Origin of the sequence: Pseudobutyrivibrio ruminis AD2017 (assembly GCF_000424305.1) — a bacterium.
Lineage (GTDB): Bacteria > Bacillota > Clostridia > Lachnospirales > Lachnospiraceae > Pseudobutyrivibrio > Pseudobutyrivibrio ruminis_B.
The window spans coordinates 18,337-44,458 of sequence record NZ_KE384162.1; the positions used below are offsets into that span (position 1 = coordinate 18,337).

The 26,122-nt window shown below is 38.4% G+C and carries 24 protein-coding genes; 15 read left to right on the top strand and 9 right to left on the bottom strand.

The annotated features are described in order from the left end of the window. The first annotated feature begins 9 nt into the window (after positions 1-9). From G611_RS0110220 to thrC, 5 genes are all read left to right on the top strand, one after another. Positions 10-900 carry a sulfide/dihydroorotate dehydrogenase-like FAD/NAD-binding protein gene (locus G611_RS0110220; protein ID WP_028243518.1) on the top strand — a complete coding sequence of 297 codons (891 nt, stop codon included), beginning with the start codon at positions 10-12 and terminating at the stop codon, positions 898-900. Then, on the top strand, positions 900-2,285 hold the full coding sequence (gene gltA, locus G611_RS0110225; protein WP_028243519.1) for an NADPH-dependent glutamate synthase: 1,386 nt from the start codon (positions 900-902) through the stop codon (positions 2,283-2,285). Before G611_RS0110220 ends, gltA begins: the two co-directional genes overlap by 1 nt. Positions 2,286-2,395: 110 nt before the next feature. Further along, a complete protein-coding gene (locus G611_RS0110230) occupies positions 2,396-3,097 on the top strand; it encodes an ABC transporter ATP-binding protein (RefSeq protein ID WP_028243520.1) in 702 nt (233 codons plus the stop codon). 4 nt (positions 3,098-3,101) lie between these two features. Then, a complete protein-coding gene (locus G611_RS0110235; protein WP_028243521.1) occupies positions 3,102-5,987 on the top strand; it encodes an FtsX-like permease family protein in 2,886 nt (961 codons plus the stop codon). A 93-nt stretch (positions 5,988-6,080) separates the two neighbouring features. After that, entirely contained in the window at positions 6,081-7,571 is a 1,491-nt protein-coding gene (gene thrC, locus G611_RS0110240) for a threonine synthase (protein WP_028243522.1), read from the top strand. Between the two features lie 43 nt (positions 7,572-7,614). Here thrC and G611_RS0110245 read toward each other — a convergent pair whose 3' ends face one another. Both G611_RS0110245 and G611_RS0110250 read right to left on the bottom strand, forming a co-directional pair. After that, a complete protein-coding gene (locus G611_RS0110245) occupies positions 7,615-8,496 on the bottom strand; it encodes a hypothetical protein (protein WP_028243523.1) in 882 nt (293 codons plus the stop codon). Beyond that, positions 8,496-8,879 (bottom strand): response regulator, encoded by a 384-nt coding sequence (locus G611_RS0110250; RefSeq protein ID WP_028243524.1) that lies wholly within the window; start codon positions 8,877-8,879, stop codon positions 8,496-8,498. Before G611_RS0110250 ends, G611_RS0110245 begins: the two co-directional genes overlap by 1 nt. 204 nt (positions 8,880-9,083) lie before the next feature. On the opposite strand from G611_RS0110250, the gene G611_RS0110255 reads away from it, so the two are divergent. From G611_RS0110255 to G611_RS0110265, 3 genes are all read left to right on the top strand, one after another. Then, a complete protein-coding gene (locus G611_RS0110255; RefSeq protein ID WP_028243525.1) occupies positions 9,084-9,434 on the top strand; it encodes a hypothetical protein in 351 nt (116 codons plus the stop codon). 77 nt (positions 9,435-9,511) lie between these two features. After that, positions 9,512-10,186, top strand: a complete 675-nt coding sequence (locus G611_RS0110260; RefSeq protein ID WP_028243526.1) for a response regulator transcription factor — start codon at positions 9,512-9,514, stop codon at positions 10,184-10,186. Between the two features lie 15 nt (positions 10,187-10,201). Next, complete coding sequence (locus tag G611_RS0110265; RefSeq protein ID WP_028243527.1) at positions 10,202-11,827, top strand: HAMP domain-containing sensor histidine kinase; 1,626 nt, start codon at positions 10,202-10,204, stop codon at positions 11,825-11,827. Between the two features lie 4 nt (positions 11,828-11,831). Here G611_RS0110265 and G611_RS0110270 read toward each other — a convergent pair whose 3' ends face one another. Together G611_RS0110270 and pyrB are read right to left on the bottom strand one after the other, a co-directional pair. Next, positions 11,832-12,269: an aspartate carbamoyltransferase regulatory subunit gene (locus G611_RS0110270; protein WP_028243528.1), complete on the bottom strand. Its 438-nt coding sequence runs from the start codon at positions 12,267-12,269 to the stop codon at positions 11,832-11,834. Between the two features lie 180 nt (positions 12,270-12,449). Then, complete coding sequence (gene pyrB, locus G611_RS0110275) at positions 12,450-13,364, bottom strand: aspartate carbamoyltransferase (RefSeq protein WP_028243529.1); 915 nt, start codon at positions 13,362-13,364, stop codon at positions 12,450-12,452. 92 nt (positions 13,365-13,456) lie between these two features. Here pyrB and priA point away from each other — a divergent pair, with 92 nt between their 5' ends. The 3 genes from priA to G611_RS0110290 are packed head-to-tail and all read left to right on the top strand — an operon-like array spanning position 13,457 to position 17,789. Continuing rightward, positions 13,457-15,688 carry a replication restart helicase PriA gene (gene priA, locus G611_RS0110280; protein WP_036949255.1) on the top strand — a complete coding sequence of 744 codons (2,232 nt, stop codon included), beginning with the start codon at positions 13,457-13,459 and terminating at the stop codon, positions 15,686-15,688. A 24-nt stretch (positions 15,689-15,712) separates the two neighbouring features. Then, positions 15,713-16,201 (top strand): peptide deformylase, encoded by a 489-nt coding sequence (gene def / locus G611_RS0110285; RefSeq protein ID WP_028243531.1) that lies wholly within the window; start codon positions 15,713-15,715, stop codon positions 16,199-16,201. A 19-nt stretch (positions 16,202-16,220) separates the two neighbouring features. After that, positions 16,221-17,789, top strand: a complete 1,569-nt coding sequence (locus tag G611_RS0110290) for a GH25 family lysozyme (RefSeq protein ID WP_081657037.1) — start codon at positions 16,221-16,223, stop codon at positions 17,787-17,789. Positions 17,790-17,820: 31 nt separating this feature from the next. On the opposite strand, the gene G611_RS0110295 is transcribed toward G611_RS0110290, so the two are convergent. The 5 genes from G611_RS0110295 to G611_RS0110315 are packed head-to-tail and all read right to left on the bottom strand — an operon-like array spanning position 17,821 to position 22,702. Next, a complete protein-coding gene (locus tag G611_RS0110295; RefSeq protein ID WP_036949107.1) occupies positions 17,821-18,462 on the bottom strand; it encodes a response regulator in 642 nt (213 codons plus the stop codon). Positions 18,463-18,465: 3 nt separating this feature from the next. Continuing rightward, positions 18,466-19,476 carry a sensor histidine kinase gene (locus G611_RS14665; protein ID WP_051195213.1) on the bottom strand — a complete coding sequence of 337 codons (1,011 nt, stop codon included), beginning with the start codon at positions 19,474-19,476 and terminating at the stop codon, positions 18,466-18,468. Then, entirely contained in the window at positions 19,466-20,629 is a 1,164-nt protein-coding gene (locus G611_RS0110305) for an ABC transporter permease (protein WP_028243534.1), read from the bottom strand. Before G611_RS0110305 ends, G611_RS14665 begins: the two co-directional genes overlap by 11 nt. After that, positions 20,616-21,761, bottom strand: coding sequence for an ABC transporter permease (locus tag G611_RS0110310; RefSeq protein WP_028243535.1), 1,146 nt, complete (start codon positions 21,759-21,761; stop codon positions 20,616-20,618). The genes G611_RS0110305 and G611_RS0110310 overlap by 14 nt, the downstream gene beginning before the upstream one ends. Further along, positions 21,761-22,702, bottom strand: coding sequence for an ABC transporter ATP-binding protein (locus G611_RS0110315; protein WP_028243536.1), 942 nt, complete (start codon positions 22,700-22,702; stop codon positions 21,761-21,763). The genes G611_RS0110310 and G611_RS0110315 overlap by 1 nt, the downstream gene beginning before the upstream one ends. A gap of 532 nt (positions 22,703-23,234) precedes the next feature. Here G611_RS0110315 and G611_RS14670 point away from each other — a divergent pair. The 4 genes from G611_RS14670 to G611_RS14680 all read left to right on the top strand — a co-directional run bounded on the left by G611_RS14670 (position 23,235) and on the right by G611_RS14680 (position 26,120). Then, complete coding sequence (locus tag G611_RS14670; protein ID WP_036949110.1) at positions 23,235-23,933, top strand: peptidase E; 699 nt, start codon at positions 23,235-23,237, stop codon at positions 23,931-23,933. Positions 23,934-23,961: 28 nt separating this feature from the next. After that, the gene (locus tag G611_RS0110325; protein WP_028243537.1) at positions 23,962-24,504 is read left to right on the top strand and encodes a VanZ family protein; all 543 of its coding nucleotides are present in this window, start codon (positions 23,962-23,964) and stop codon (positions 24,502-24,504) included. Between the two features lie 98 nt (positions 24,505-24,602). Beyond that, positions 24,603-25,253: a CPBP family intramembrane glutamic endopeptidase gene (locus G611_RS15445; protein WP_051195214.1), complete on the top strand. Its 651-nt coding sequence runs from the start codon at positions 24,603-24,605 to the stop codon at positions 25,251-25,253. A gap of 297 nt (positions 25,254-25,550) precedes the next feature. After that, positions 25,551-26,120 carry a GNAT family N-acetyltransferase gene (locus tag G611_RS14680; RefSeq protein ID WP_081657039.1) on the top strand — a complete coding sequence of 190 codons (570 nt, stop codon included), beginning with the start codon at positions 25,551-25,553 and terminating at the stop codon, positions 26,118-26,120. Positions 26,121-26,122: the final 2 nt, after the last annotated feature.

The window sequence follows — 26,122 nt, forward strand, 5'->3', positions numbered from 1 at the left end:
TCTAATTTTATGTATCCAATCTTAAAGAAGGAAAAGCTTTCTGATAAGATTTTCCTAATGGTAGTAAAGGCGCCTCGCGTTGCTGCAGGTTGTTTACCAGGACAGTTTATCATTGTAAAAATCGATGAAGAGGGAGAGCGTATTCCTCTTACTATCTGTGACTATGACAGAAATGAAGGAACAATCACAATAGTATTCCAGACTGTTGGTGCTTCTACAGAAAGAATGGCAGGCCTTAATGCTGGTGATTCTTTCGATGATTTTGTTGGACCTTTAGGTCAGCCTTCAGAGCTTTGCATTGAAGAGAACCTTGAGGAAACAAAAAAGAAGAATATCGTATTTATTGCAGGTGGTGTAGGTACAGCCCCTGTATATCCACAGGTTAAGTGGCTTAAGGAACATGGAATCAATTCTACAGTTATTATTGGTGCACGTTCTAAGGACATCCTTTTCTATGAAGAGGAAATGAGACAGGTTGCTACAGAGCTTTATCTTGCTACTGATGATGGAAGCTATGGCTTCCACGGTAATGGTTGTCAGCAGCTTCAGGCTCTTTGGGACGAGGGTAAGAGATTTGACCACTGCGTTGCAATCGGTCCTATGATTATGATGAAATTCGTTTGTCTTCTTACAAAAGAACTTGGCATTCCTACAGTTGTATCAATGAACCCTATCATGGTTGATGGTACAGGTATGTGTGGAGCTTGCCGTCTTGTCGTTGGTGATGAGGTTAAGTTTGCATGTGTAGATGGTCCAGAGTTTGATGGTCACCTTGTTGATTTTGATCAGGCTATGGCTAGAAGTAAGCAGTATAAGACTGAGGAAGGTAGAGCGCTTCTTAAGCTTCAGGAGGGCGATACACACCACGGTGGATGCGGAAATTGTGGAGGTGACGAGTAATGGCAGATATGATGGTTAGAGTACCTATTTCTGAGCAGGACCCAAAGGTTCGTGCTACAAATTTTGATGAGGTATGCTTAGGATATACAGAGGAAGAGGCAGTTGCTGAAGCAAGCCGTTGCCTTAATTGTAAGAAGCCTATGTGCGTAGGCGGTTGTCCTGTTTCTATTAACATTCCTGCATTTATCGAACAGGTTAAGGAACGCAATTTTGAAAAGGCTTACGAGATTATCTCTGAGTCTTCAGCACTTCCAGCAGTTTGTGGACGTGTTTGCCCACAGGAGTCACAGTGCGAAGGTAAATGTATCCGTGGCATTAAGGGAGAAGCTGTTGCTATTGGTAAGCTTGAAAGATTCGTAGCTGACTGGGCTAGAGAAAACGGAATCAAGCCAAAGAACACATCTACTCCTAACGGACACAAGGTAGCTGTTATTGGTTCAGGCCCTTCAGGTCTTACAGCAGCTGGAGACCTTGCTAAGCTTGGTTATGACGTAACAGTATTTGAAGCTCTTCACGAGATGGGTGGCGTACTTGTTTATGGTATTCCAGAATTCCGTCTTCCAAAGGAAAAGGTTGTTAAGGCTGAAGTAGAAAACGTTAAGGGACTTGGCGTTAAGTTTGAAAAGAACGTAATCATCGGTCGTTCAATCACAATTGACGAGCTTATTGAGAAGGAAGGCTTTGAGGCTGTATTTATCGGCTCAGGTGCTGGACTTCCAATGTTTATGCATATTCCTGGCGAACAGGCAAACGGTGTATTCTCTGCAAACGAATTCCTTACAAGAAACAATCTTATGAAGGCATTCAAGGAAGGTTACGATACACCAATCGCTCGCGGTAAAAAGGTAGTAGTTGTTGGTGGTGGTAATGTTGCTATGGATGCTGCCCGTACAGCACTTCGTCTTGGCGCAGAGGTACATGTTGTTTACCGTCGTTCTGAGGCAGAGCTTCCTGCAAGAGCTGAGGAAGTTCATCACGCTAAGGAAGAGGGCGTTATCTTTGATCTTCTTCAGAATCCAGTTGAGATTCTTGTTAACGAAGAGGGAAGCGTTCGCGGATGCAAGATTATTAAGATGGAGCTTGGCGAGCCGGATGCTTCAGGCCGTCGTAGACCAATTGAAATCCCAGGCAGTGAATACGAAATCGAATGCGATACAGTAATCATGTCACTTGGTACATCACCAAACCCACTTATCTCTAGCACAACAGCAGGTCTTGAAACAAACAAGAAGGGCTGCTTAATTGCAACAGAGGATGGCGCTACAACTAAGACTGGCGTTTACGCTGGTGGCGATGCTGTAACAGGCGCTGCAACAGTAATCCTTGCTATGGGTGCTGGAAAGACAGCAGCTGCAGCTATCGATGAATATTTTAAAAATAAGTAATATATAGTTTATGTGAAATCCACCCAGGCCTGGGTGGATTTTCTTATTTGTGTCACAAATTCATGCTATTATCTTCTCACAATCCTTAAGTTTGGTATGGAGGGGATTTTATGGCTTTTGTTGAATTTAAGAATGTTGGCAAGGTTTACAAAACTGGTGACGTGAAGATAGAAGCTTTAAAGGATGTAAATTTTGAAATTGAAGAGGGTGAGTTTTGCATTATAGTTGGAGCATCTGGGGCAGGCAAGACTACCATTTTAAATATACTAGGAGGTATGGATACCCTTACATCTGGCGGTGTTTATCTGGCAGATAGAGATATTTCAGGTTACAGCTCAAGAGATTTAACAAGCTACAGGCGATATGATGTAGGCTTTGTTTTTCAGTTTTACAATCTGGTTGGTAATCTGACAGCTAAGGAAAATGTGGAGCTGGCAGCACAGATTTGTAAGGACCCAATTGGGGCAGAGGAAATTCTTACATCAGTGGGGCTGAAGGATAGAATGAACAACTTCCCGGCACAGCTATCTGGTGGAGAGCAACAACGCGTAGCAATAGCCAGGGCTTTGGCTAAAAATCCAAAGCTGCTTTTGTGCGATGAGCCAACAGGTGCACTTGATGATGAAACAGGTAGAGCAGTTCTTAAGCTATTGCAGGAGACCTGCAAGAAGAATCATAAAACGGTAGTGGTTATTACTCATAATCACGCACTTACTGCTATGGCCGACAGGGTAATAACAGTAAAGTCTGGTACGGTATCAAGCATTAGGATGAATGAAAATCCTAAGAGCGTTGATGAGATTGAATGGTGAATGTATGTTATTGGTTTCATTATTAAGAGAAATTAAAGAGACCTTTGGTCGCTTTCTGGCACTCCTTCTAATTATAGGTTTGGGAGTTGGATTTTTTGCGGGATTAAAGGTTACAGATCCTGCCATGCGAACTTCTATGCATGAATATCTGAAAGAGCAGGCGTTCTTCGATTATCGCCTAATATCATCCCTTGGTTTTGAAGAGGAAGATATTGATTATCTAAAGAATCATATTGAGGCTCGTGATATAGAGCCTTCTATTTCCTTTGACATTTTAGCGGATTACAACGAAATGTCTCACGCCATAAAGGCAATTAGTATCCCTGACAAAATCAATAAAATAGTGGTTGTAGAGGGCAGGCTTCCAAAAGAGGATGATGAGTGTCTGGCGGATTCATATCTTTTTGACAGTACATCAATTGGAAGTAATGTCACCATATCCTCAAGCAATGAGACAGAGGATAGCGACCATTTTAAATATAAGGAATATAAAATAGTTGGACTTGTGAAATCCCCTTTGTTTATTCAGTACGAGCGCGGCGCTACAGCTTTGGGTAGTGGTGTGTTAGATGGCTTTATGTACATTAATGAGGGCGGCTTCGATTCTGAGGTTTATACAGACTGCTACGTTAAATTAGACAGCGACCTAGAGCTTTATTCTGATGAATACAAGGATTTAATCGATGAAAAAGAGAATATGGTTCAGACAGCCTTAGATGCTGCGGCAAATAATAGATACGATAGGATTATTGCAGATGCTACTGCTGAACTAAATGATGCAAAAAAGGAGCTAGAAGATAATAAAGAGGAAAAGGGTGGCGAGCTTGCTGATGCAAAAAAGGAATTAGATGATGCAAAGACAAAGCTAAATGATGCTAAAAAGCAGATTAGCGATTATGAAGCCAAGGAATCAGATTTAAAAAAGGCTCTTGATGAGATGCTTGAAAACATCAATCAAATGGATCAATTAAAGGTAGTAGGCTCAGAATACTATGATGAAGTGCAGTATCAAACCTTGGTTGCAACCTATCAGCAGTACTCTGCTAATCTTTATACTCTTCAGTCAGGTCTTGAAACTGCAAGAAAGGAATATAACAAGGGACTAAAGGAATATGAGGATGGCAAGGCAGAATATGAGGATGGCCTTGAAGAGTTTAATAGCAAGATAGCTGACGCAGAAAAGGAAATAGCAGATGCAGAGAATGAGATAGCAGATATTGAGGCAGCCAGTACTTATCTTTTGGGAAGAGATTCTAATGTAGGTTATATCTGCTTTGAAAGTGATTCTACTATAGTTGGTGCTATTGCTAACGTATTTCCGATATTCTTCTTCCTTGTTGCAGCACTTGTGTGCATGACCACCATGAACAGAATGGTGGAGGACCAAAGAACACAAATAGGTGTGCTTAAGGCACTAGGCTATAGCAGCACAAGCATAATGGGCAAGTTTGTACTTTATTCAGGAAGCGCTTCACTTATTGGTGCAACGCTTGGCTTTATAGCAGGTACAATTGCCTTTCCAAAGGCAATCTGGTTTGCTTATCAGATGATGTACAACACTTCCGAAATCAGCTATTACTTTAGTCCAGCTATGTTAATTATCAGCTTTATTGTGGCTTTCATCTGTTCTGTTGGTGTGACCATTTTATCCTGCCGTTACGAAATGCACGAAATGGCAGCATCTCTAATGCGTCCAAAGGCACCAAAGGCTGGCAAAAGAATCTTCCTAGAATATATAACCTTCTTCTGGAGTAGACTGAAATTCCTTAAAAAGGTAAGTCTTAGAAATATTTTCAGATATAAGGGAAGACTTTTTATGATGGTTCTTGGTATCGGCGGATGTACAGCACTTCTTGTTGCAGGCTTTGGTATTTATGATTCTATTGCAGATATCGCCGTGAATCAGTTTACTAACATTTCAAAATACGATATGGATATCACCCTAAAGGATGGAGAAGATAGTCAGGTGCCATTATTAGAAGAAATGGGCTATACCACAGAGGATTATCTTCTGTATTACCACACATCAGTGGACATGAAGGCAGGCAAATACACAAAGAACGTATATCTGAATGTATATGATAATGATGCAAAGCTCGATGAATTTTATGATATGCATGATGAAAAGGGCACTCATATTACTTTTGCTGATTTAAAGGATGGAGAAACTATTGTAAATCAAGGCCTAAGTGATAGATATGGAATAAAGGTTGGAGATACCATTACCATTTCTTCTGAGGATATGGAAAAGACAAAGCTTAAGGTGGTAGCCATAAATGAAAACTTTATTTATAACTATATCTATCTTACAAAGTCAGGCTATGAAAATACTATAGGCCCACTGCCAGAAAAGAAGAATGTGTATTTAAATGCAAAGGATGGTGAGGACCCTCATGAGATAGGCGCAAAGCTTATGAATGAAAGTGACATTTCTGTTGTGTCTGCGACAGTTGATATGCTAGATAGAGTAGACAGCATGATGGAAAGCTTGAACATTATCGTCTATCTTGTAATTGGATGCGCTATGGCACTTTCTGCAGTAGTTGTTTACAATCTTACAAATATCAATATTGCAGAGCGAGTAAGAGAAATAGCTACAGTAAAGGTGTTAGGCTTTTATAAGGAAGAAACCAGATCCTATGTATTTAGAGAAAACATAATTCTATCTGTAATGGGTGCTGCGGTGGGGCTTATCCTTGGAAAGCTTTTGCACGCATTTATTATGAGTGAGATAGTGGTTGATTTGATTACCTTTGATGTTCGAGTTACACTACCTAGCTACGTCTTGGCCTTTGTGCTTACAGTTGTATTTACATTTATCATCGATTTATTAATGGGAAAGAAGCTAGAGGAAATCAGTATGACAGAATCGCTGAAAGCGGTAGAGTAGTTTTACGCAAAATTGTGTAGATATCCACTAGATTTTAACGCTTTAGTGTGTTAATGTATTTGGAAAGAATAAATAAAGCAGAGAGGAAGAATCATGGGAATCAATTACGTTAGTACAAGAGATATCAATAAAAATGAGATTACTGCTTCACAGGCAATCTTAAAGGGACTTGCAGATGATGGAGGATTATTTGTTCCTACATCTGTTCCAAAGCTTGATAAGTCTCTTAAGGAATTGTCTGAGATGAACTATCAGCAGGTGGCTTATGAGGTGCTTAAGCTTTTCCTTACAGATTTTACAGAAGATGAGTTAAAGCATTGTATTAATAGTGCTTATGATAGCAAGTTTGATACTGAAGAAATCGCTCCTTTAGTATATGCAGACGGGGCTTATTACTTAGAGCTCTTTCATGGTGCAACAATTGCTTTTAAGGATATGGCACTTTCAATTTTGCCACATCTTATGATTACTTCCGCTCGTAAAAATAATATTAAAAATGACATCGTAATTCTTACAGCAACATCTGGTGATACAGGAAAGGCTGCGCTTGCAGGATTCGCAGATGTTGAAGGAACCAAAATCGTTGTATTCTATCCAAAGAATGGTGTTTCTGCTATCCAGGAGCGCCAGATGGTAACACAGAAGGGTGATAACACTCATGTAGTTGGTATCAAAGGAAACTTTGATCAGGCCCAGACTGGTGTTAAGAAGATGTTCAATGACAAGGCTTTAGCTGCAGAACTTGATAATGCAGGCTACCAGCTTTCATCAGCAAACTCTATCAACATTGGACGTCTTGTTCCTCAGATTGCTTACTACGTATATGCGTACTCAAAGCTTTTGGCTGAGGAGAAGATTGCAGATGGTGACTCAATCAATGTAGTTGTTCCAACAGGAAACTTTGGTAATATTCTTGCTGCTTACTATGCAAAGAATATGGGACTTCCAATTGCAAAACTTATTTGTGCATCTAACGAGAATAAAGTACTTTATGATTTCTTTACTACAGGTGAATACGACAAGAACAGAGAATTCATCCTTACTAATTCTCCATCAATGGATATTCTTATTTCAAGCAACCTTGAGAGATTGATTTATCACATCGCTGGAAATGATGCTGCAAAGAACAGTGAGCTTATGGAAAGCCTTAAGACAACAGGCAAATACGAAATCACAGCAGACATGAAGGCAAGACTTGATAGCTTCTATGGAAACTATGCATCAGAGGAAGAGACAGGAGCTGCTATCAAAAAGCTTTACGAAGATACAGGCTATGTAATTGATACACATACAGGAGTTGCTTCAAGCGTATTTGGTAAATACAAGGCTGCAACAGGTGATGATAAGACAACAGTTATCGCATCTACAGCCAGCCCATTCAAGTTCACAAGAGCTGTCATGGGTGCCATCGATTCAGAATACGAAAACGAAGAAGACTTTGTACTTGTAGATAAGCTTTCAGAATTGGCTAAGGTAGATGTACCAAATGCCATTGAGGAAATTCGCTCAGCAGCAGTTCGCCACGATACCGTAATCGAGGTTGAGGATATGTGTGCAGAGGTAAAGAAATATCTTAACGTATAGTAAATAAGAGCCGGTGCCGCTGGCGTGGCGCCGGCTCATTTTTTTAATAACAGATAATTAAGTGGATGGTTCCGAATGGGTAGGCTACTGGGAAGTCTACGCATTTGTTAGGTCCACTTAAAACGCCCTCCATGGTAATTTCCGGTGGAGCAAGGGTGATAGTTTCTGAAGTATTGTTAGAAACATTTACGATGAATAATCCGTTGTGGAGGTTTAAGAAATCCTCAAGTGCTGCAATAACATATTCATCAAATTCCGTGAATTCCTCGTTTGCATATCGAGAAGCGAATGCAATGGCTGTATCTCTGTCACAGTCAATATGTGTTACATAATTGCTGTTGCTTGAGATGGCCTGTGATACTCCAAAGGTTATAGGATATTCGTCTAAAACCATAGGAGTGAGAGGAGAAAAATCTTCACCTACGAATCTAATCAAGCTGTTGAACATAAGCTCAAGATACATTGCGTTAGTTTCGTTTGCTGGCATTTCTGCAAGTAAAAAGAACTTTTTTATAATCGCAGTGATTGTTTCCTGGTTTTCAACATCTAAACTAAGATCGTAAAGCTCAGTATCATTCTGGTATTCGAAGAGAATTCTCTCTAAATCTTCATAAGAAAAAACATTGTCTTCTACTAAGTTTTGACCAAGAAGAATGTAGTCAGGTGTTTGCAAAGATAGCAATTCGTTTACCTGATCCTCTGTCAGATAACCGCGTTCTACCGCAATCTCACCAAAACGCTTGTCTTCTCTAGACTGAACATAAAGGCATTCGTCTACTTCCTTTGCAGTCATTAGACCTTCCTTTATGGCGATTGTTCCAAGCTTAATGTGAGTTTGAGACAATCTGGTCATAGCTTTAAATAATTGCTCTTGATTTACAATTCCTCGTTGAAGTAAGTAGTTGCCCAAGAACTGTGTATACATTAATTTTTTCCTCCGAGACGAAGCTCAATTATTTCTTTAATCTGATTTTTTTCAAAAGGTTTCTGAATGAAATCCTTTGCCCCAAGCTGAATAGCTTTTTTAAGCTGTTCTTGAGTACCAACAGAAGATACGATAATAATGGTTGCGTCTTTATCGAAATCCCTAATTTCAGAAAGGGCTGCATTGCCATCTTTCTCAGGCATCACAATATCCATAAAAACTAAATCAGGTTTTTCGCTTTTATATAATTCGATTGCTTCGGTGCCATTTTTACCTTCGATAAATACAGCACCATCGGAAACTTCCTTGACAGCATCCATGAGTTGTTTTCTTGCAAGTACTGAATCATCGCATACTAATATCTTTTTGCCTGTAATATCCATACGTCAAACCTCCCTGCATTGTATAGAATAATAATACAATAACCTGTTACAATATTCAAATGAATTAACTGAAAACAGTATCGAAAATATTAAAATGCAGCAATATTTAGATATTTCAAAAGTCTCATTTTTATGGAAATGGAGCAAAATAATGAGTATAATTATTGGAGTAAAATAAGTAATTATTATTGGAGGATTTTTGTTATGGATATGAGCTTTATGACTGTTTTTGACATTATTATTGGGATTCTGGGAATATATTTGCTATTCATCGGAATAAAAGGTTTTAAGAAAAATGAAGTAAATGCAATGCTTATTACATCAGACGAGCTTCTTAAATGTAAGGATGTAAAAGCACTTTCAAAGGAATTGATGCCAAAGACAGCATTATTTGGTGCTTTCTGTATTTTGTTTGGTATTCAAGGCCTATTAAATGATACAGGCAGGATTGCATTTTCTAAGCCTGTTAATGCAGCATTTTTAATTGCATTTGTAGTGATTTATGTGTTATTTTCGTATTCATTACACTCTGCCAAAAAGAAATATATTCAATAAAGAGTAAGATTATCATCACCTAGAATACACATTAAAGTGTAAGATAAAAATAAGAGAGATTCCATTCGGAGGTTAATATGAAGAAGATATTAGTTGTAGATGACGAGGAGAAGATTCGTTCAATAATTCGTAAATACGGAGAGTTCGAAGGCTATGAAGTATCTGAAGCCTGCGATGGAATGGATGCCATCGAAAAGGTAAAAGCAAATGGCGATTACGACGTTATAATTATGGATGTTATGATGCCAGAGCTAGATGGCTTTTCAGCATGTAGTGAAATCAAAAAGATAAAGGATATTCCGGTCATCATGCTTTCTGCAAGAGGCGAGGAATATGATAGAATTCATGGCTTCGAGGCAGGCGTTGACGATTATGTAGTTAAGCCTTTCTCACCAAAGGAACTTATGATGCGCGTTAATGTTGTAACCAGCAGAAGCAGATCAGAATCATCAGGTGAGGCTGATATTTTTAGATACGAGGGTCTTGAGATTAATTTTACAGCACGAACAGTTTCGATTGATGGAAAACGTGTTGAAATGTCACCAAAGGAATATGAATTACTATTCTATTTAGTAAGAAATAAAAATATTGCTCTGGAAAGAGAAAGACTAATTACTGAGGTTTGGGGCTACGATTATTACGGAGATGATAGAACATTGGATACACATATCAAGCTTCTTCGAAATAGTCTTGGTGAATACCGAAAGCTTCTTGTCACACTACGTGGTGTAGGCTACAGATTTGAAGCGTAATATTTGGAGGCTAAATTGAAAAAAAGTCAAATAAGTGTTAAATGGAAAACATTTTTTATATTCTTGATTTTTGCCATAGTACTGCTTGGAGTACTATGGTTTTTTCAGATTGTTTACTTGGATGATTTCTATAAAATCATAAAGCGTAAGGAAACAGAAGCGGTCCTTACGGATGTTGAGAATTTGCTGTATTCATCTGATAATCCTACTGACGATATTGAAAAAATAGCAGCATCTAACAACCTGGGAATCTACATTACAGATAATAATGGGGTTGCTTTATACAATGCGGAATACATTTCCAATTCACAGATGTCTTCATTGCCACAGTTCATGTTTGGATTGTTCTATGACCAGGCAGTTGCTAATGGCGGTGAGGCTGTTATTGAATTCAAAGGAAATGTAATGCAAAGAAAGGTAGAAAAGGAGCGCTTCCAATTTGGAGAAAATGGAGAGCCTATTCCTCCTGCAGAATCAGAGGACTCTCAGTCAGAAACAGATTCTGATGATACTGACAGTGCTACAGATGAGACTGAAGATGAGACTGAAGAGGAGACTGAGCCACAAGGCAAAATCGCATATACAATACCTGAGGAGAAAAAAGAAGAGGTCTTCAGACAGAACATCGGAAATGATATGGCTGAATCAGTTATCTACGTTCGTATAATCGATGTGGATGGAGCAGAAGAGGTCATTATGATTAATTCCGTGCTTACTCCTGTTGATGCTACAGTATATACCCTTAAGGTCCAGCTTAGATTTATATCTGCCATAATGATTGTTGTTGCCTTTATACTGGCAGCCGCATTATCAAACAACATCTCTCGTTCAATCATTAGAATAAACGAAGGTGCAAAGAAGCTGGCAGATGGAGATTATTCTGTTAAGTTTAACTCCAGAGATTACATGGAGGTGGCAGAGCTTTCTGACACACTTAACTATACAGCAACGGAGCTAGGCAAAACCGACAGCTTCCAAAAGGAACTGATAGCAAATGTTTCTCACGATTTGCGTACTCCACTTACCATGATTAAGGGTTACGCAGAAGTAATGCGAGATATTCCTGGGGAAAACACTCCTGAAAACGTGCAGGTAATTATTGATGAGACAGAACGATTAACAAGCCTTGTTAATGACATGCTTGATATTTCAAAGCTAAAGGCTGGAACCATTACAATTCAGCCAGAGGAATACAATATTACAGAAAGTATCCGCCACGTACTAGAAAGATATAACAAGCTTCGAGAGGTGGAAGGCTACACCATTGATTTTGTTTATGATGCTGAGGTTATGGTTTATGCTGATGAGCAGAAGATGTATCAGGTACTCTATAATCTGGTAAATAATGCAATTAATTACACTGGAGAAGATAAAAAGGTAACTGTAATACAAAAGGTTCTTGGGGACACTCTAAGGATTGAGGTTAAGGACACTGGAGAAGGTGTAAAGCAGGAAGATATCCCTTACGTTTGGGATAGATATTACAAAGATAAAACAGCCCATAAGCGAGCCATTTCTGGTACAGGCTTAGGACTGTCTATCGTTAAAAACGTATTAGAATTGCATGGCGCCAAATATGGAGTTTCCTCTATACAAGGCCAAGGCGCCACCTTCTGGTTTGAAATACCGCTGGATTTGTAACAAATTACTTAACACCAGTGTATTTCTCTTCGCAGTATTTACAGCGATATACTTCGTTGAACTCATCTGTAAGGATAAATATTTGATCTAACTCTTGTTCCACGGTGCTTATGCATCGTGGATTTTTGCATTTAATAACGTTTTTGATTTCCTTTGGAAGCTTCAATTGTCTCTTCTCAACTATCATATCGTTTTTGATGATGTTGCATGTAATATTGTGATCAATGAAGCCTAAGATGTCCAAATCAACTCGTTCTATTGGACATTCTATTTTTATAATATCTTTGCGACCCATCTTATTTGATTTTGCATTCATTATCATGGCGATTGTGCAGTCACAGCCTAAGTCTTCTAAATGTAGGTCACGATAAATAGTCATAGACTCGCCGGCTTTAATATGATCCAACACAAATCCTTCGTGTATTCCGCTTATATTAAGCATGTCATTTCCTCCTTGGTTTTGGCTCGCCTGTTACGCAGACAATAATTAGTTATTGGCTCGCCTATTACGTATACAATCATAAATAATCCTTCGTCGACTGATGTCTCCTTCGGAAACATTTATGATTGTCTACTATAGGCTATTTGAACATATTGAATTGTCTACTACAGGCTACTTGTACTAGATTAATTCGAGTAGCGTTAGGATTAACGCCATACGGATGTAGACTCCGTTTTGGGCTTGGGTGAAGTACATGGCTCTTGGGTCATCGTCTACGTCTACGGATATTTCGTTTACACGTGGTAGTGGATGAAGAACCATCATATCTTTTTTAGCAAGCTGCATCTTCTCAGGTGTGAGGATGAAGAAATCCTTTAAGCGGATGTAGTCTTCCTCGTTGAAGAAACGTTCCCTCTGAACACGTGTCATGTAAAGAATATCAAGCTCGCCCATAACATCATCTAAGGAATCAACCTCTTTGTATTCGTAGCCATTCTTCTCTAAAACATCTTCTCTTATATATTCAGGAACTCTTAGCTCTTCAGGAGATATAAGAACGAATTTAATTCCAGGATAGCGCACAAGTGCATTAATCAAAGAGTGAACTGTACGGCCGAATTTTAAATCGCCACAAAGTCCGATAGTAAGGTCTTTGATTTCTCCACGTAAAGAGCGGATAGTAAATAAATCTGTAAGTGTTTGTGTGGGATGTTGATGACCGCCATCACCGGCGTTAATAACTGGAATACGTGAACGTTGCGAAGCAACAAGTGGAGCGCCTTCTTTAGGATGACGCATAGCGCAAATGTCTGCGTAAGAAGAAATGACACGAATAGTATCGGAAACACTTTCGCCTTTAGCTGCTGATGAAGAATCAGCGGAAGAGAAACCAAGAACAGACCCGCCAAGATTAAGCATGGCAGCCTCAAAAGAAAGTCGTGTACGTGTACTTGGTTCGTAGAAACAGGTAGCAAGCTTTTTGCCGTGGCATTTTTCGGAATAATTAGCTGGATGATTTCTGATATCATCTGCTAAATCCATAAGCTGCTCCAATTCCTCTCTAGAAAAATCTAGAGGGCTCATTAGATGTCGCATTGATTATCCTCCCTATGAAATTAGTTTTCAAAATCAATTTATTCTACCACATTGAATTTAAAATAAAAGCCTTTTATGATAAAATATTTTTCATGAAATACGCAGATATTATTATTGATATTTCTCATGAGAGATTAGATAAGACATTTGAATATATTGTTCCAGCAGATTTGGAGGACGTTATTACTGAAGGAGTCCAGGTGGTTATTCCTTTTGGCGCAGGTAATCGTGCCATTACAGGATATGTAGTGGACTTGCATGACACTCCTAAGTTTGATGTTACGAAGCTGAAGCCTATTGCAAGGGTAGTACAGGACAGTATTGCTATAGAGTCTCAGCTTATTTCTTTGGCTGCTTTTCTGAAACGTAATTACGGTAGCACTATGAATCAGGCTCTTAAAACTGTAATCCCTATCAAAAAGCGTGAAAACGAAAAGCTTAAAAAAGAAATAAGTCTTGCCGTATCAATTGACCAGGCAAGAATAGAGCTCAACGAGCTACTCACTAACAAAAGACATGCCGTTGGCAAGGAACGACTTCTTAGAGAATTGCTTACAGTGGATGTGTTAGATTGGGAGCTTGCTACTAAAAAGCTTCAGATTCCAACAGCTAACATCAGAGATTTGGAATCAAAGGGAATCATAAAAATAGATTCCGTTAGAACCTTCAGAAATCCTCATATGAATGCAGATGCTGATGCAAAGCAAATCACTTTAAATGAGGAGCAGGAGGCTGCGGCAGAACAGATAAAAGCCGATATAGATACTGGCAGACACAAAACCTATCTTATCCATGGAGTTACAGGCTCAGGTAAGACAGAGGTTTACATGGATGTTATGGATCATGTGATTAAAATGGGCAAGCAGGTTATCGTGCTTATTCCTGAAATAGCTCTTACCTACCAGACAGTAATGCGCTTTTATACCAGGTTTGGAGATTCAGTTTCAATCCTAAACAGCCGCATGTCACCAGGTGAGCGATTTGACCAGTTCGAAAGAGCTAAAAGCGGTGAAATCAGCATTATGGTTGGCCCTCGTTCAGCCCTATTTACTCCATTTCCAAATCTAGGATTAATCATCATAGATGAGGAGCATGAACCTAGCTACAAATCGGAGGTTGTGCCTAGATATCACGCCAGAGAAACAGCAGTTTACAGGGCAGGTCTTACAGGCGCTACTGTTATTTTAGGTTCAGCTACCCCTAGCCTGGAGGCTTATTCCAGAGCAGTATCAGGTGAATATAAGCTTATCACCTTAAATAAACGTGCTAAGGGCCAGGATATGGCTACCTGCGAAATAGTTGATTTAAGAGCGGAGCTTCAATCCGGTAATCGTTCCATGCTTAGCCGTAGGCTAAAGGAATTGATGGCAGACAGGCTTGAGAAACATCAGCAGATAATGCTGTTTTTGAATAGAAGAGGACTTATGGGCTTTGTTTCATGTAGAGCCTGCGGTCATGTACTGAAATGTCCTCACTGCGATGTGGCGCTACATTTACATTACGGTGGCGTTATGAAATGCCATTATTGCGGCTACACAACGAAGGCAGCCAAAACCTGTCCAAACTGTGGCAGCAAATACATCGGTAGCTTCAAAGCCGGTACTCAGCGTTTGGAGGAAATCGTTAAAGAAGCCTTCCCAACAGCAAGGGTACTTCGAATGGATGCGGATACCACATCTGGCAAAAACGGACATGAAGAGATTTTATCAGCCTTTGCAGACCACGAGGCAGATGTTCTTATCGGAACACAGATGATTGTTAAAGGTCACGATTTTGGAAAAGTCACACTTGTTGGTATAATAGCAGCAGATATATCTCTTAACGAATCGGATTTTCACAGTGGTGAGAGAACCTTCCAGCTTCTTACACAGGCTGTGGGACGTGCTGGAAGAGGAGATGAACCAGGAATTGCTGTTATCCAGACATATCAGCCTGAAAATTACGCAGTTGTATCATCTGCAAATCAGGATTATGACAGCTTTTTCAAACAGGAATTTGCCTATAGAAGATTGCTGCAATATCCACCTTGCTCACATATCCTTGGAATACAGGTAAGCAGTGAAAAACAGGCAGATGCAATCGCCCAGGCAGACATTCTTGCAGGAGTTATAAGATCAGTAGACCCTGAAATCATAATAATGGGTCCTGAGGATGCCTACATAGGCAAATTAAAGGATATTTATCGAAGAGTAATCTATGTAAAGGCTGACGAATATGATAGACTAGTAAAGGTTAAGGATGAAATAGATAAATTCCTACTTGAACAAAAACAATATCGAAGCACCAGTACCTGGTTCGACTTCGACCCAATATCAACAATTTAGTTTTAAAATGAAAGGATTTATGAAATGGCAGTTTTAGAAATTAGAGAATATGGAAAAGATGATGTTCTTCTTAAGGTTTGTAAGCCAGTAAAGGAACTTACACCTCGCCTTAAGACATTAATCGAGGACATGTACGAAACAATGTATGATGCAGACGGTGTTGGTCTTGCAGCACCTCAGGTAGGCGTACTTCGTCGCATCTGTGTTATTGATATAGGTGAAGGCCCTGTTACACTTATCAACCCAGAGGTTCTTGAAACATCTGGCGAGCAGACTGGTAACGAAGGCTGTCTTTCAGTTCCAGGTAAAACAGGAATGGTTACACGCCCTAATTACGCAAAGGTTAAGGCTCTTAACGAAGATATGGAAGAATATATTGTTGAAGGAGAAGGCCTTATGGCTCGTGCTCTTTTACATGAAATCGATCATCTTGATGGTCACATCTACACAGAAAAGGTAGAGGGTGAGCTTTATAACGTGGAAGATCTCATGGAAGAATATGAGGAAGAATAAAATAGGCTAGATTAATGCTATGAATAATGATTATGAAAAAATAGAACGTGTAGCTAGCAGAAATAGAAAAAGAAGACAGCTACAACGTAGAAGGATAATTCTAGCATCCATTGCGGGAGTGGTTGCATTAGTATTTATCATTACAACAGTTGTTATAGTTAAAAGGAATCATTCTAAGAATGAAGAGCCTGTAGAGATAGCTGAGACTCAAGAAACACCTACTGAAGAAGATGAGGATGCCAAAATAGAGGTAGTTTATCCTGAAGAGGATGAAACTACAAAGACAGGCGAAGCTGATCCAGAAAGCACTGTTAAAAAAGAATCAGGCGCTGCTGTAAATGTAGTAGACATTGTTAACGCCAGTAACGTTGGTGAGAATTCTAACATTACTTACGGAATAGATGTTTCCAAATTCCAGGGCACTATCGACTGGGCTCAGGTAGCAGCATCAGGTATCAACTATGCGATGGTGCGAGTAGGCTACAGAGATGCCGTAACTGGTGAAATCAAGGCAGACACCAATGCCAAGTACAACATGCAGGAAGCTGAGAAAAACGGAATCAAAATCGGTGCTTACTTTTTCTCTACTGCAGTAACTTCTACTGAGGCAGTGGAAGAGGCTGATTGGGTAGCAAATTATATTAGTAAATATGCCATCACATATCCTGTTGGTTACAACTGCGAAGGCTTTGAAAACAGCAACAGTCGTCAATACAGCCTTACTAAGGATGACAGAAGTAATTTTGCTGTAGCCTTTCTTAACGAGATTTATAAGAAGGGATATACACCAATCTTTTACGCTTCCAAAAATGAAATGGCAAATGATGCCAAATGGAATACATCTACTTTAGGTTCCAAGTTCAAGATTTGGATGGCTTGGTACAATCAGGACACATCCAATCTGGCTGCAGGCCCATCAGCAGGGTTCAAATATGATATGTGGCAGTACACTAATCAGGGAACTATCCCAGGTATATCAACAAAGGTTGACGTTGATGTAGCTTACTTTGGATATAATGGAACAGAAAGTGCTAAGGATACATCAGCACGTGAGGTAGCTTCTGCTGATGTGGAAGCACTTATGAAGTTTACTGAGGTTAACGAGACTGTAACTGCAAAGAGTAAGACAAATCTTAGAAACAAGCCAAGCCAGGGTGCTGATAGCACAGTAATGGCTACTCTTGTTAATGGAGATACTGCTACACGTACTGGAACTAGCACTAGTGGTTGGTCCAGAGTAGTATATAACGGAGCAACATATTATGCAGTTTCCAGCTATTTAACAACAGATACATCTGCGCCAGCTCAGACAGCGACCCAGCCAGCCGCTGCTCCAGCAGAAGCACCAGCAACATCAGGCTTTAAAACAAAGTTCACTGATGTTAACGAAACGGTTACCGCAAAGGAAATGGTTAACCTACGAAGTAAACCAAGTGTAACTGATGCTGATTCAGCTGTTGTTGTTACTTTATACAACGGCCAAAACGCCGTTCGAACAGGTGTCAACAACGAGTACGGCTGGTCTAGGGTAGAATACAATGGACAAGTACTTTACTGTGTAAGCAGTTATTTGAAGGTAGTTCAATAAAAAACGCCGGCAGTTTTCTGCCGGTGTTTTTTTATTCATGCTTTAAATAGAATATGGCAAGTTGAGTTCTGTCTCTTAGGTTTAGCTTTTCAAGGATTGAGGATAGATAGTTTCTAACTGTTCCTTCTGATAAGAAAAGCTTCTGGGAGATTTCTTTGTTTGAAAAGCCTTCGGCTACCAGCTGGATTACTTCGTATTCCTTTTCAGAAATATCGTATTTGCGATAATCGAAGCCATTATCTTCAGCGTTGTTCTGAGACATGAGAGTAGGCAGCTTGTCTATGACAGCGCCGCCAAATACACTTTGGCCGTTTATTGCAGCATGGAGGGCTGCAGGCAGAGATTTGTAATCCTGCTTTAAAAGATAGCCTTTAACACCAAGCTTTAATGCCTTAACTATGTATTCATCATCAGAAAAGGTTGTTAAAAAGAGGATAGTAGCATTCTTATGTTTTGATAAGATTTCTTCAGCTGCTTCAAGTCCGTTCATATCCTCCATACGGATGTCCATAAGAAGCAGATCTGGATGAAGCTCATCGAATAGAGCTACGGCTTCGCGGCCACTTCCACCTTTTCCAACTATTTCAAATTCTGGTTCTGCAGAAATTATCATCTCAAGTGACATTGTAATTAGTTCATCATCATCAACTAGTAAGATTCGTTTCTTTTCCATAATCTATCCTCGTTTATTATTAAATGGTAATCTGGCGAATACTGTAAAGCCATCGTTAATATAAAAGTAGGCTTCGCCGCCAAGTGAATTTGCTCTGTTTCTAATATTTGTAAGACCGATTCCATCATAATCTTCAATGGAAATCTTTTGTTTTTGCTCTAATGAAAGTGTTCCATTGTCAGTAATTGATATAGTGCAGAAACTGAAATTTTGATGTAGAATCACTGAAACTATATTTCCGTTTGAATGCTTTATAATATTCGTCACAGCTTCCTTTAGGATTCCTATTATTGAAAGTTTCACATCAGTTGGCAAATTCTCATCCAAATCCAACTCCGTATTTACGGTAAAGCCATTTAGTTCATTAAGAATCTCATTTATATTTTTCTCTAAATCAATGGAATCATCATGCAAATCGTGTACTGAGCTTCGCATCTTTTCCATGGATTCATCCAAGGTGTCCGACAGCATCTTTAGCTGAGGGGCAATTGCTTCATCTTTATTTACAGTGGAGATAGCACCAAGAAGTAGGATAGCTCTAGAAAGAAGATGTCCTACGTTGTCGTGGATTTCTCTGGCAATTCGATTCCTCTCAGCTAGGGTGGCTAGGTGAACCTGTTGATCCTGCTCCATGAGAAGCGCTTTGTTTTTATTTTTTAGAATTTCTTCAAGCTCAATGCTATCATCACGGGTGCGGTGAAGCTGGTTTTTATAAATAATCATTTTGTCAAAAAGTGAAATGGAAATGATTGTAAAGGAAGCTATGATAATTAAAGCAATAATCTTAATCATCATATTAGTAGATCCAGCTGTAATCATGTAAATGATTGCTAATGCAAAAGGAATAGCTGTGAGAATAAAGTTGGCTAACTTCGTATTTACGATAACACCAATTTCCATAAATAAAAAAACGCAAAGAGACATTACCACAGTGCCTGTGGTAATGCCATTTGCGATAATAAGAATTGTTAGACCAGCGGCTGAAAGAAGCCTGATGATTATGTCATACAGCATATTGCTCCTTTTTCTTAGAGATAATTAATCCGGCTGCGAAGAATATGCCAGCAAATAATATCTCTATTAGCAAATATTCATAGAATGTTTTTCCAAGAATTCTATCTGCAGGTGTGTCATTAATAAGCCTAATGGCAGCTGTGTACCAGTATAGTGGTAAGAAGTGTGCAAACTTCACAATAGCTGGCGATAAAAACTGAATATCAATAAATACTCCACAGAAGAAGCTCATTGAAAGCACTAACATATTTGTAACCATGTTGATAATGTTTTCGTTGGTTGTGATGGCGCTAATCATATAGGCCATACCAAGGCCAACCAGCATTAGTGCAATTACATCAATACAGTAGAATATGAACTTTCCGTTGGTATCGGATAATCCCATCAAGCCAACTACAACAGTGACTGCAGCGGTGATAACAATGCCGATACAAAATACAGCAGCTATAATTGCAAAATTTCTGGTTTTAAAATGCATTCCACTGACACTAATACGATTTTTAACGTCAACATCCTTTGTAAAGCTCAGTACTGAGCTAATGGAAATGCAAAGTATCATCATTAACGTATATCCGTTAAATGTAAACATTCCTGTGTAGAAGGAACGATGGTTTTCGTCTGCGTTGTCCATGATGCTGGCCTTAGTGTCTGAAAGCTTAATCATGTTTTGATTCGTTAAAGCAATAGCATCTTCCTCTGAATAACCACTATTTAAATATACCATAACATCTTGCATATAGGTACGTATTTTCTCGGTCAGTAGATATTGTGGAGCGGTGGCACCAGGTGCAACGAATTCCAACAAATCCTCAGTTTCCCCTTTTTTTACCCTTTCAGAGAAATCATCAGGGATAATTAATGCATAATCATATATGAGAAAACGTACATTATCGTTCATCTCTTTTATAGATGTAGTTTGAGGGTCTACCACATCTTCAGTTTCATTTAGATATTCTATTAGTCCACGGCTTAAAGCAGAATTGTCGTTATCAGTTATGGCTACTTTAACAATGGAATCCTCAAACATGGTATCTTTAGTGGTAGCAGTTGCCTTTGCTGAGATGTTTCCAAAGAGTACAAAAACTGAAAAGTAAACTATTATTGTTACAATGCATGCCTTTGTAGATTTTAGTATTGCATTAAAGACTGACATATTTTCTCCTCCTTAGGAATAATGTACTGACGATGAGACAACCTACAATCATTAAGCACATGATAAAAGTGTCCTGGTAAAATTCATCTGTTGGTCCGTAGGTTGATCGGATATACATAGCATCAGTGAGAAGTGCTGCAGGATTTATTTTGTTAATGATTGGGCAGTTATATTGAAGCAGCTGCTTAATCTGTCCCCACATAAGTCCACTAAAGAATGAGCAGATCATTGTGAAAAATAGTGGGACTGTGACAAGTAGTCTTTCATTTCTAATCATTGAACCCATCAGTGTTCCAGCGGAAATACCAAGTCCGCTACCTATACTGCAGAGGATAATCATAGTGCCCATTGGAACTCCTAAATTTATTCCAAGTATGTATTGAATGTAAATAACAACTATAATGTTGGATACTATTTGTAAAAGAGTTCCAGCCAAAATTCCAGCTGAAATGCTAAGGAATTTGGAAGCAGGAGAGCACTCCACTCGCTTTCCACGTTCCGACATATTTGCGCACATACCTTCTAGCATGGAAGTGCTTATCCATGAACTGAAGAGAGACGTCATGGCTAGCAGTGCGTAGAAATATTGTAGGTATTGACTGGTGTTTTGTCCAAAGCTATGTTCAGAAATAAAGCTGTTATTTGAGCTGATTGCATCCATCGCCGCTGGTACTTTCTCAGGATGCTTTTTCGCAATATCATTAATCACATCAGTGTAATTATTATATTCACGAACGATTTCGTTCATGATGGTGGAAACGTAGCTGTTTGACCGGACAACTGTTTCAATTCCATCTTGGGATTCTAGATAAAATCCGAAGATTATATCAGAATTCATATCCTCAACAGCTTCATCTTTAGATGAATAGGTGTGTAGGTTTAGAAGAGTAGTTCCTTCATCATTTTCTTTTGAAAGGTCTTTTAGCACCTGTTCAAATCCAGCAGATTTATCTAATTGGTTTACATAGCCAACATCGATGGTTTGAAGAGTGTCAGGATCTTCCTTTATAAGATTTCCAAATCCTAAGAAAAATGCTGTGGCAAGAACTAGTGGGAAAACAAAGTTCCAGCCCACTAACCAATATTTCCTAGATAATTCTTTTAGTTTATATACGAAAATTCTTAAAAACATTAGTCTCTAAGCTCCTTTCCTGTAATCTCCAAGAATACATCATTTAGAGTAGGAAGCTCTGTGGTTACATGACCGAATGGGATGTTATTGTCTGTAAGGTAGCTAAGAATATGAACCAGATTGTGCTCGCCACCATCGCATTTGATAATCACATCATCACCATCTTCCTTAACCTTATATACATGGTTAATTTCCTTAAGGCCTGCAAGAATCTCAGGGGATTTGTTTGGCAATCCTATTCGGATTTTCTCACGGCTGATAAGTGAAGATTTCAGTTCATTTGATGTACCATTTGCAATGTTTTTGCCGTGATCCATTATGACGACTCTGCTGCAAAGCTCCTCAACCTCTTCCATGTAGTGAGATGTGTAGATGATTGTTGCACCTGCTTTATTCATTTTTTTGATGCCTTCAAGGATTGCATTTCTACTTTGTGGATCAACGGCAACTGTTGGTTCATCAAAGATGACTAGCTTTGGCTTGTGAGCAATTCCGCAGGCGATGTTTAGTCTTCGAAGAAGTCCACCGGAAAGCTTCTTTGGTTTTTGTTTTTTGTATTCTGTCAGCCCTGTGAATTCCAATGCTTCCTCTACATATTGTTTTCTAAGCTTTTTATCATTTATATATAGTCCACAGAAGAAATCTACATTTTCATATACATTCAATGTATCGATGACGGCCACATTTTGCATGACCACACCAATCTGGGACTTTATGTCGTAGGCGCTTGGGCTCATTTCCTTGCCCCAGATTTTGATATCGCCTTTGTCAAAAGAAAGAAGAGAGAGCAGGCAGTTGATTGTTGTGGTTTTGCCTGATCCATTTGGTCCTAAGAGACCAAGTATCTCACCTTCTTCGATTTTTAGAGAAAAGTGATCTACAGCTACGTTTTCTCCATATCTCTTTACTAAGTTGTCTATTGATACTACTGTTTGACTCATTTTCTTTCTCCTTTGTATTTGTTTTACAGCCGCCGCTGTTTGTCTTTTGTTTTGTTCTGAGATTATAATACCGAAACTTTTGTCACATATGAAGTGAACTGTGTCATAAGTGTACATGACAAATGTCATGTTGTTGTAGGAATGTATATATGCTATATTCTACGTAATGATTATTATGAGTCGGTAGTGTGCCTTTGTAGCTATACATTTGAACAGTTACTATCTGAGGCGTGAATTATTCCACAGGAAGTAATCGAATCCGCTAAAACTACTATCTACGGCGCAAAATATCCTGTGGATAGTAGTCGGTTTACTATCTGTAAGAAAAAATGGTGCATAGGTAGTAAAAAAAGCAAGCACGGTTACTAGCTGTAAATTAAAATGGAATATAGATAGTAATTACATTTTTTAATATTATCAAGGACAGCCCTGGCACTTACAAATATTGGAATATATAGACTGGGGTGGCATAGGAAACTGATAAATAGTAGGTGAAGCAGGCAATATATATAGCAGGAGATTATCAAATAATATGGGTAGAATTGTAGCAATAGGTGGTGGTGAATTGGATACCACCCATAAAATTAATAATTATATTGTGGAGATGACTGAAAAGAAAAATCCTAATATGCTTTTTGTCGGAACTGCTAGCCATGATGCTGAAGGTTATATATCAGCTATAAAAAATGAATTTGAGGGCTTGGGTTGTACAGTAAATGCTTTGCGGCTTATAACTGAGAAGTATACAGATGAAGAAATTGACAACATTATGAATCAAGCGGATATCATCTATGTTGGCGGAGGAGATACATCATTTATGATGGAGATATGGAAAAAGCATAGGATTGATATTAGGTTGAAACAAATATATAGAAATAAACAGACTGTGTTAGCAGGCCTTAGTGCTGGTGCCATTTGTTGGTTTTCTCTTGGACATAGTGATAGTTCTTGTTTTGAAAAAGATGGTCATGCAGGATATGGTTGGGTAAATGGGCTACTTGAACTCCATAGTTATGCTTTTTGTCCACATTATAATGAGAGAAGAGAAATCGTAGATAGGATGATTAGTGATGCGCCAATTCCATGCATAGCACTTGATAATAATGTTGCCTTTGTAGAGCAAGATGGGAATGTTATTTTTATTACGTCAGATATTTCAGCAAAAGCTTATGTCATTAGAAATATTAATGATAGTTTGGATAAGCAGGAGCAGAAAGTGACAGTATTATAAATCGGAGTTTTTAAGGATCACGGAGATAATGATTGAGATCACATACTTTCAACTTTTTCTATTTATAACGATAATATGGATAATCACTCGATGTTTCATAGCGATAAAATCGAAGATATTTTCAGTAAAGCGTGAATGTCGGCAACTTTTGGTTTATGTGTGTATTGTTGTTATTTGCAGATTTGTATACTTCGGATTCCATCTTGAGAATGGAAAGATACCGACATTAAAGATAGGCTTTGAAGATGATATCCGTGATATGATCAGTTTCATCCCATTTTATTTTCTTGTAGACCGATATGATGGTTGGAAGATGAACATTATTGGAAATATCACAATGTTCATACCGGTTGGGATCGTATGGCCGATTTGTTTTAGCAGACTTGATACGGTTAGAAAAACCATATTTGCAGGGGCCGGGTTTACTCTACTTATCGAAATGACTCAGCTCTTTTGCCTCGGAAGACATACGGATGTAGATGATTTGATCTTAAATACGATCGGTGTAGTAATTGGCGCATGTATTGTATTCCTGATTCGGGGAAAGCAGAAGAAAAACAGTTCTTTATAGACAGTTGAATCCAAGTATGCCGGGATGATGTGATAGTAAGTTGTTCCGGAATTTTATAGACGATGACAAATCGAAATTTGTATAAAGGGAGAACATCAATGGAAAAGACAACATATACAAAGTGGGATGGTTTTAGAGCGATAATATTATATGTAGTAGGTTGCATCATTCCAGTTATTTGCTGCGGAATACTGCCACAAACGAGAATCAGCTATGACACAATAAACATATTGCTATTTACATTAGATTATATACCGATATTGCTATGTCTAATGTTCGTAAAATATGAAAAACGTGGCTTATCATCAATTGGAATAAGATTAACAAAATCATGGAAACACATCATTATACTATTGATTGGAACAGTGATAATGGTCTCTATTAATGGAGTGTTCAGCTGTATATTTATGGAGAAAACGCATATTACAACATTGTTTGGTTCTTATATAAATATATTGATATTTCTTCCAGGGGCAATTGAAGAAGAGCTTACCTGTAGAGCATATTTACAGACCCGATTAAGAGGTTTAATTGATAATGAAAAACTTGTTCTTTTTATAGGAGCATTTTTGTTCCTTCTATCACATTATCCGGTAAAGTGGTGTGTGGGAAAGTGGTTTCTACCAATTGATAGTGTGATTTTATTAATAATCTTAGGTTTAGTTTGTGGAATTCAGTATAACAAAACAAATAATGTTTGGATTCCAATAATTACGCATTTTATTTATAACATGGTACAGTTTGTATAAATCGTTGTTGCCCGAGCTCTTTAGAGCGAGGGATGCTTCTTGAACGTCAGTTCAAGAAGATGGGCATGTCGACAAATTCCTATTTATTGACAAGCATTTAATACATTACTATCTGAGAGGCAGATTGCTTTATAGGTAGTAGTGGAAATTGCAAAAATTACTATCTGTGATAAATAATATCCTGTAGATAGTAGTTGGCTTACTATCTGTGAGCAATAATAACCTACAGATAGTAAAAAAAGCAAGTGCGGTTACTAGCTGTAAATAAAAATGGAATATAGATAGTAATTGTTGTTTATGAAGACACTTATAATGGTAAGATGTTTAAAAGAATGCTTATTGAGAGCAAAAAAAATTTTAAAGGGAATGAAGATTGACATGATTACAGAGAGATTAGAAATTAACCGAATCACTCCTAATGATAAGGAGGATTACTTTAGAAATATTTCAAATGACAAAAAAGTTTTGGAAACCTTTGTATGTACATACGCAGAATCTCTTGAGAAATTTGATTTTGACCCATATTTAAAAATGGAGAATCTCTTTGCTATACGTATAAAGGAAACAGGGAAGCTTATAGGAATTATATTGTATTTTGATAATAATGGAGAATCATGCGAAATAGGTTATGGGATTGGTTCTGAATATTGGAACAAAGGATATGCTACTGAAGCTGTTGCTGCTTTTATAGAGTATTGTTTTTATGATTTGAACCTAAAAAAGGTATATGCATCATATTTTACAGGAAATGATTCATCCAAAAAGGTTATGAAAAAATGTGGTATGACTTATGACCGATTTGTTGAAAAAGAATTTGAATATCTAGGAGAAGAGCGTGATTTAACGTATTATGTCATAGAAAGATAAAT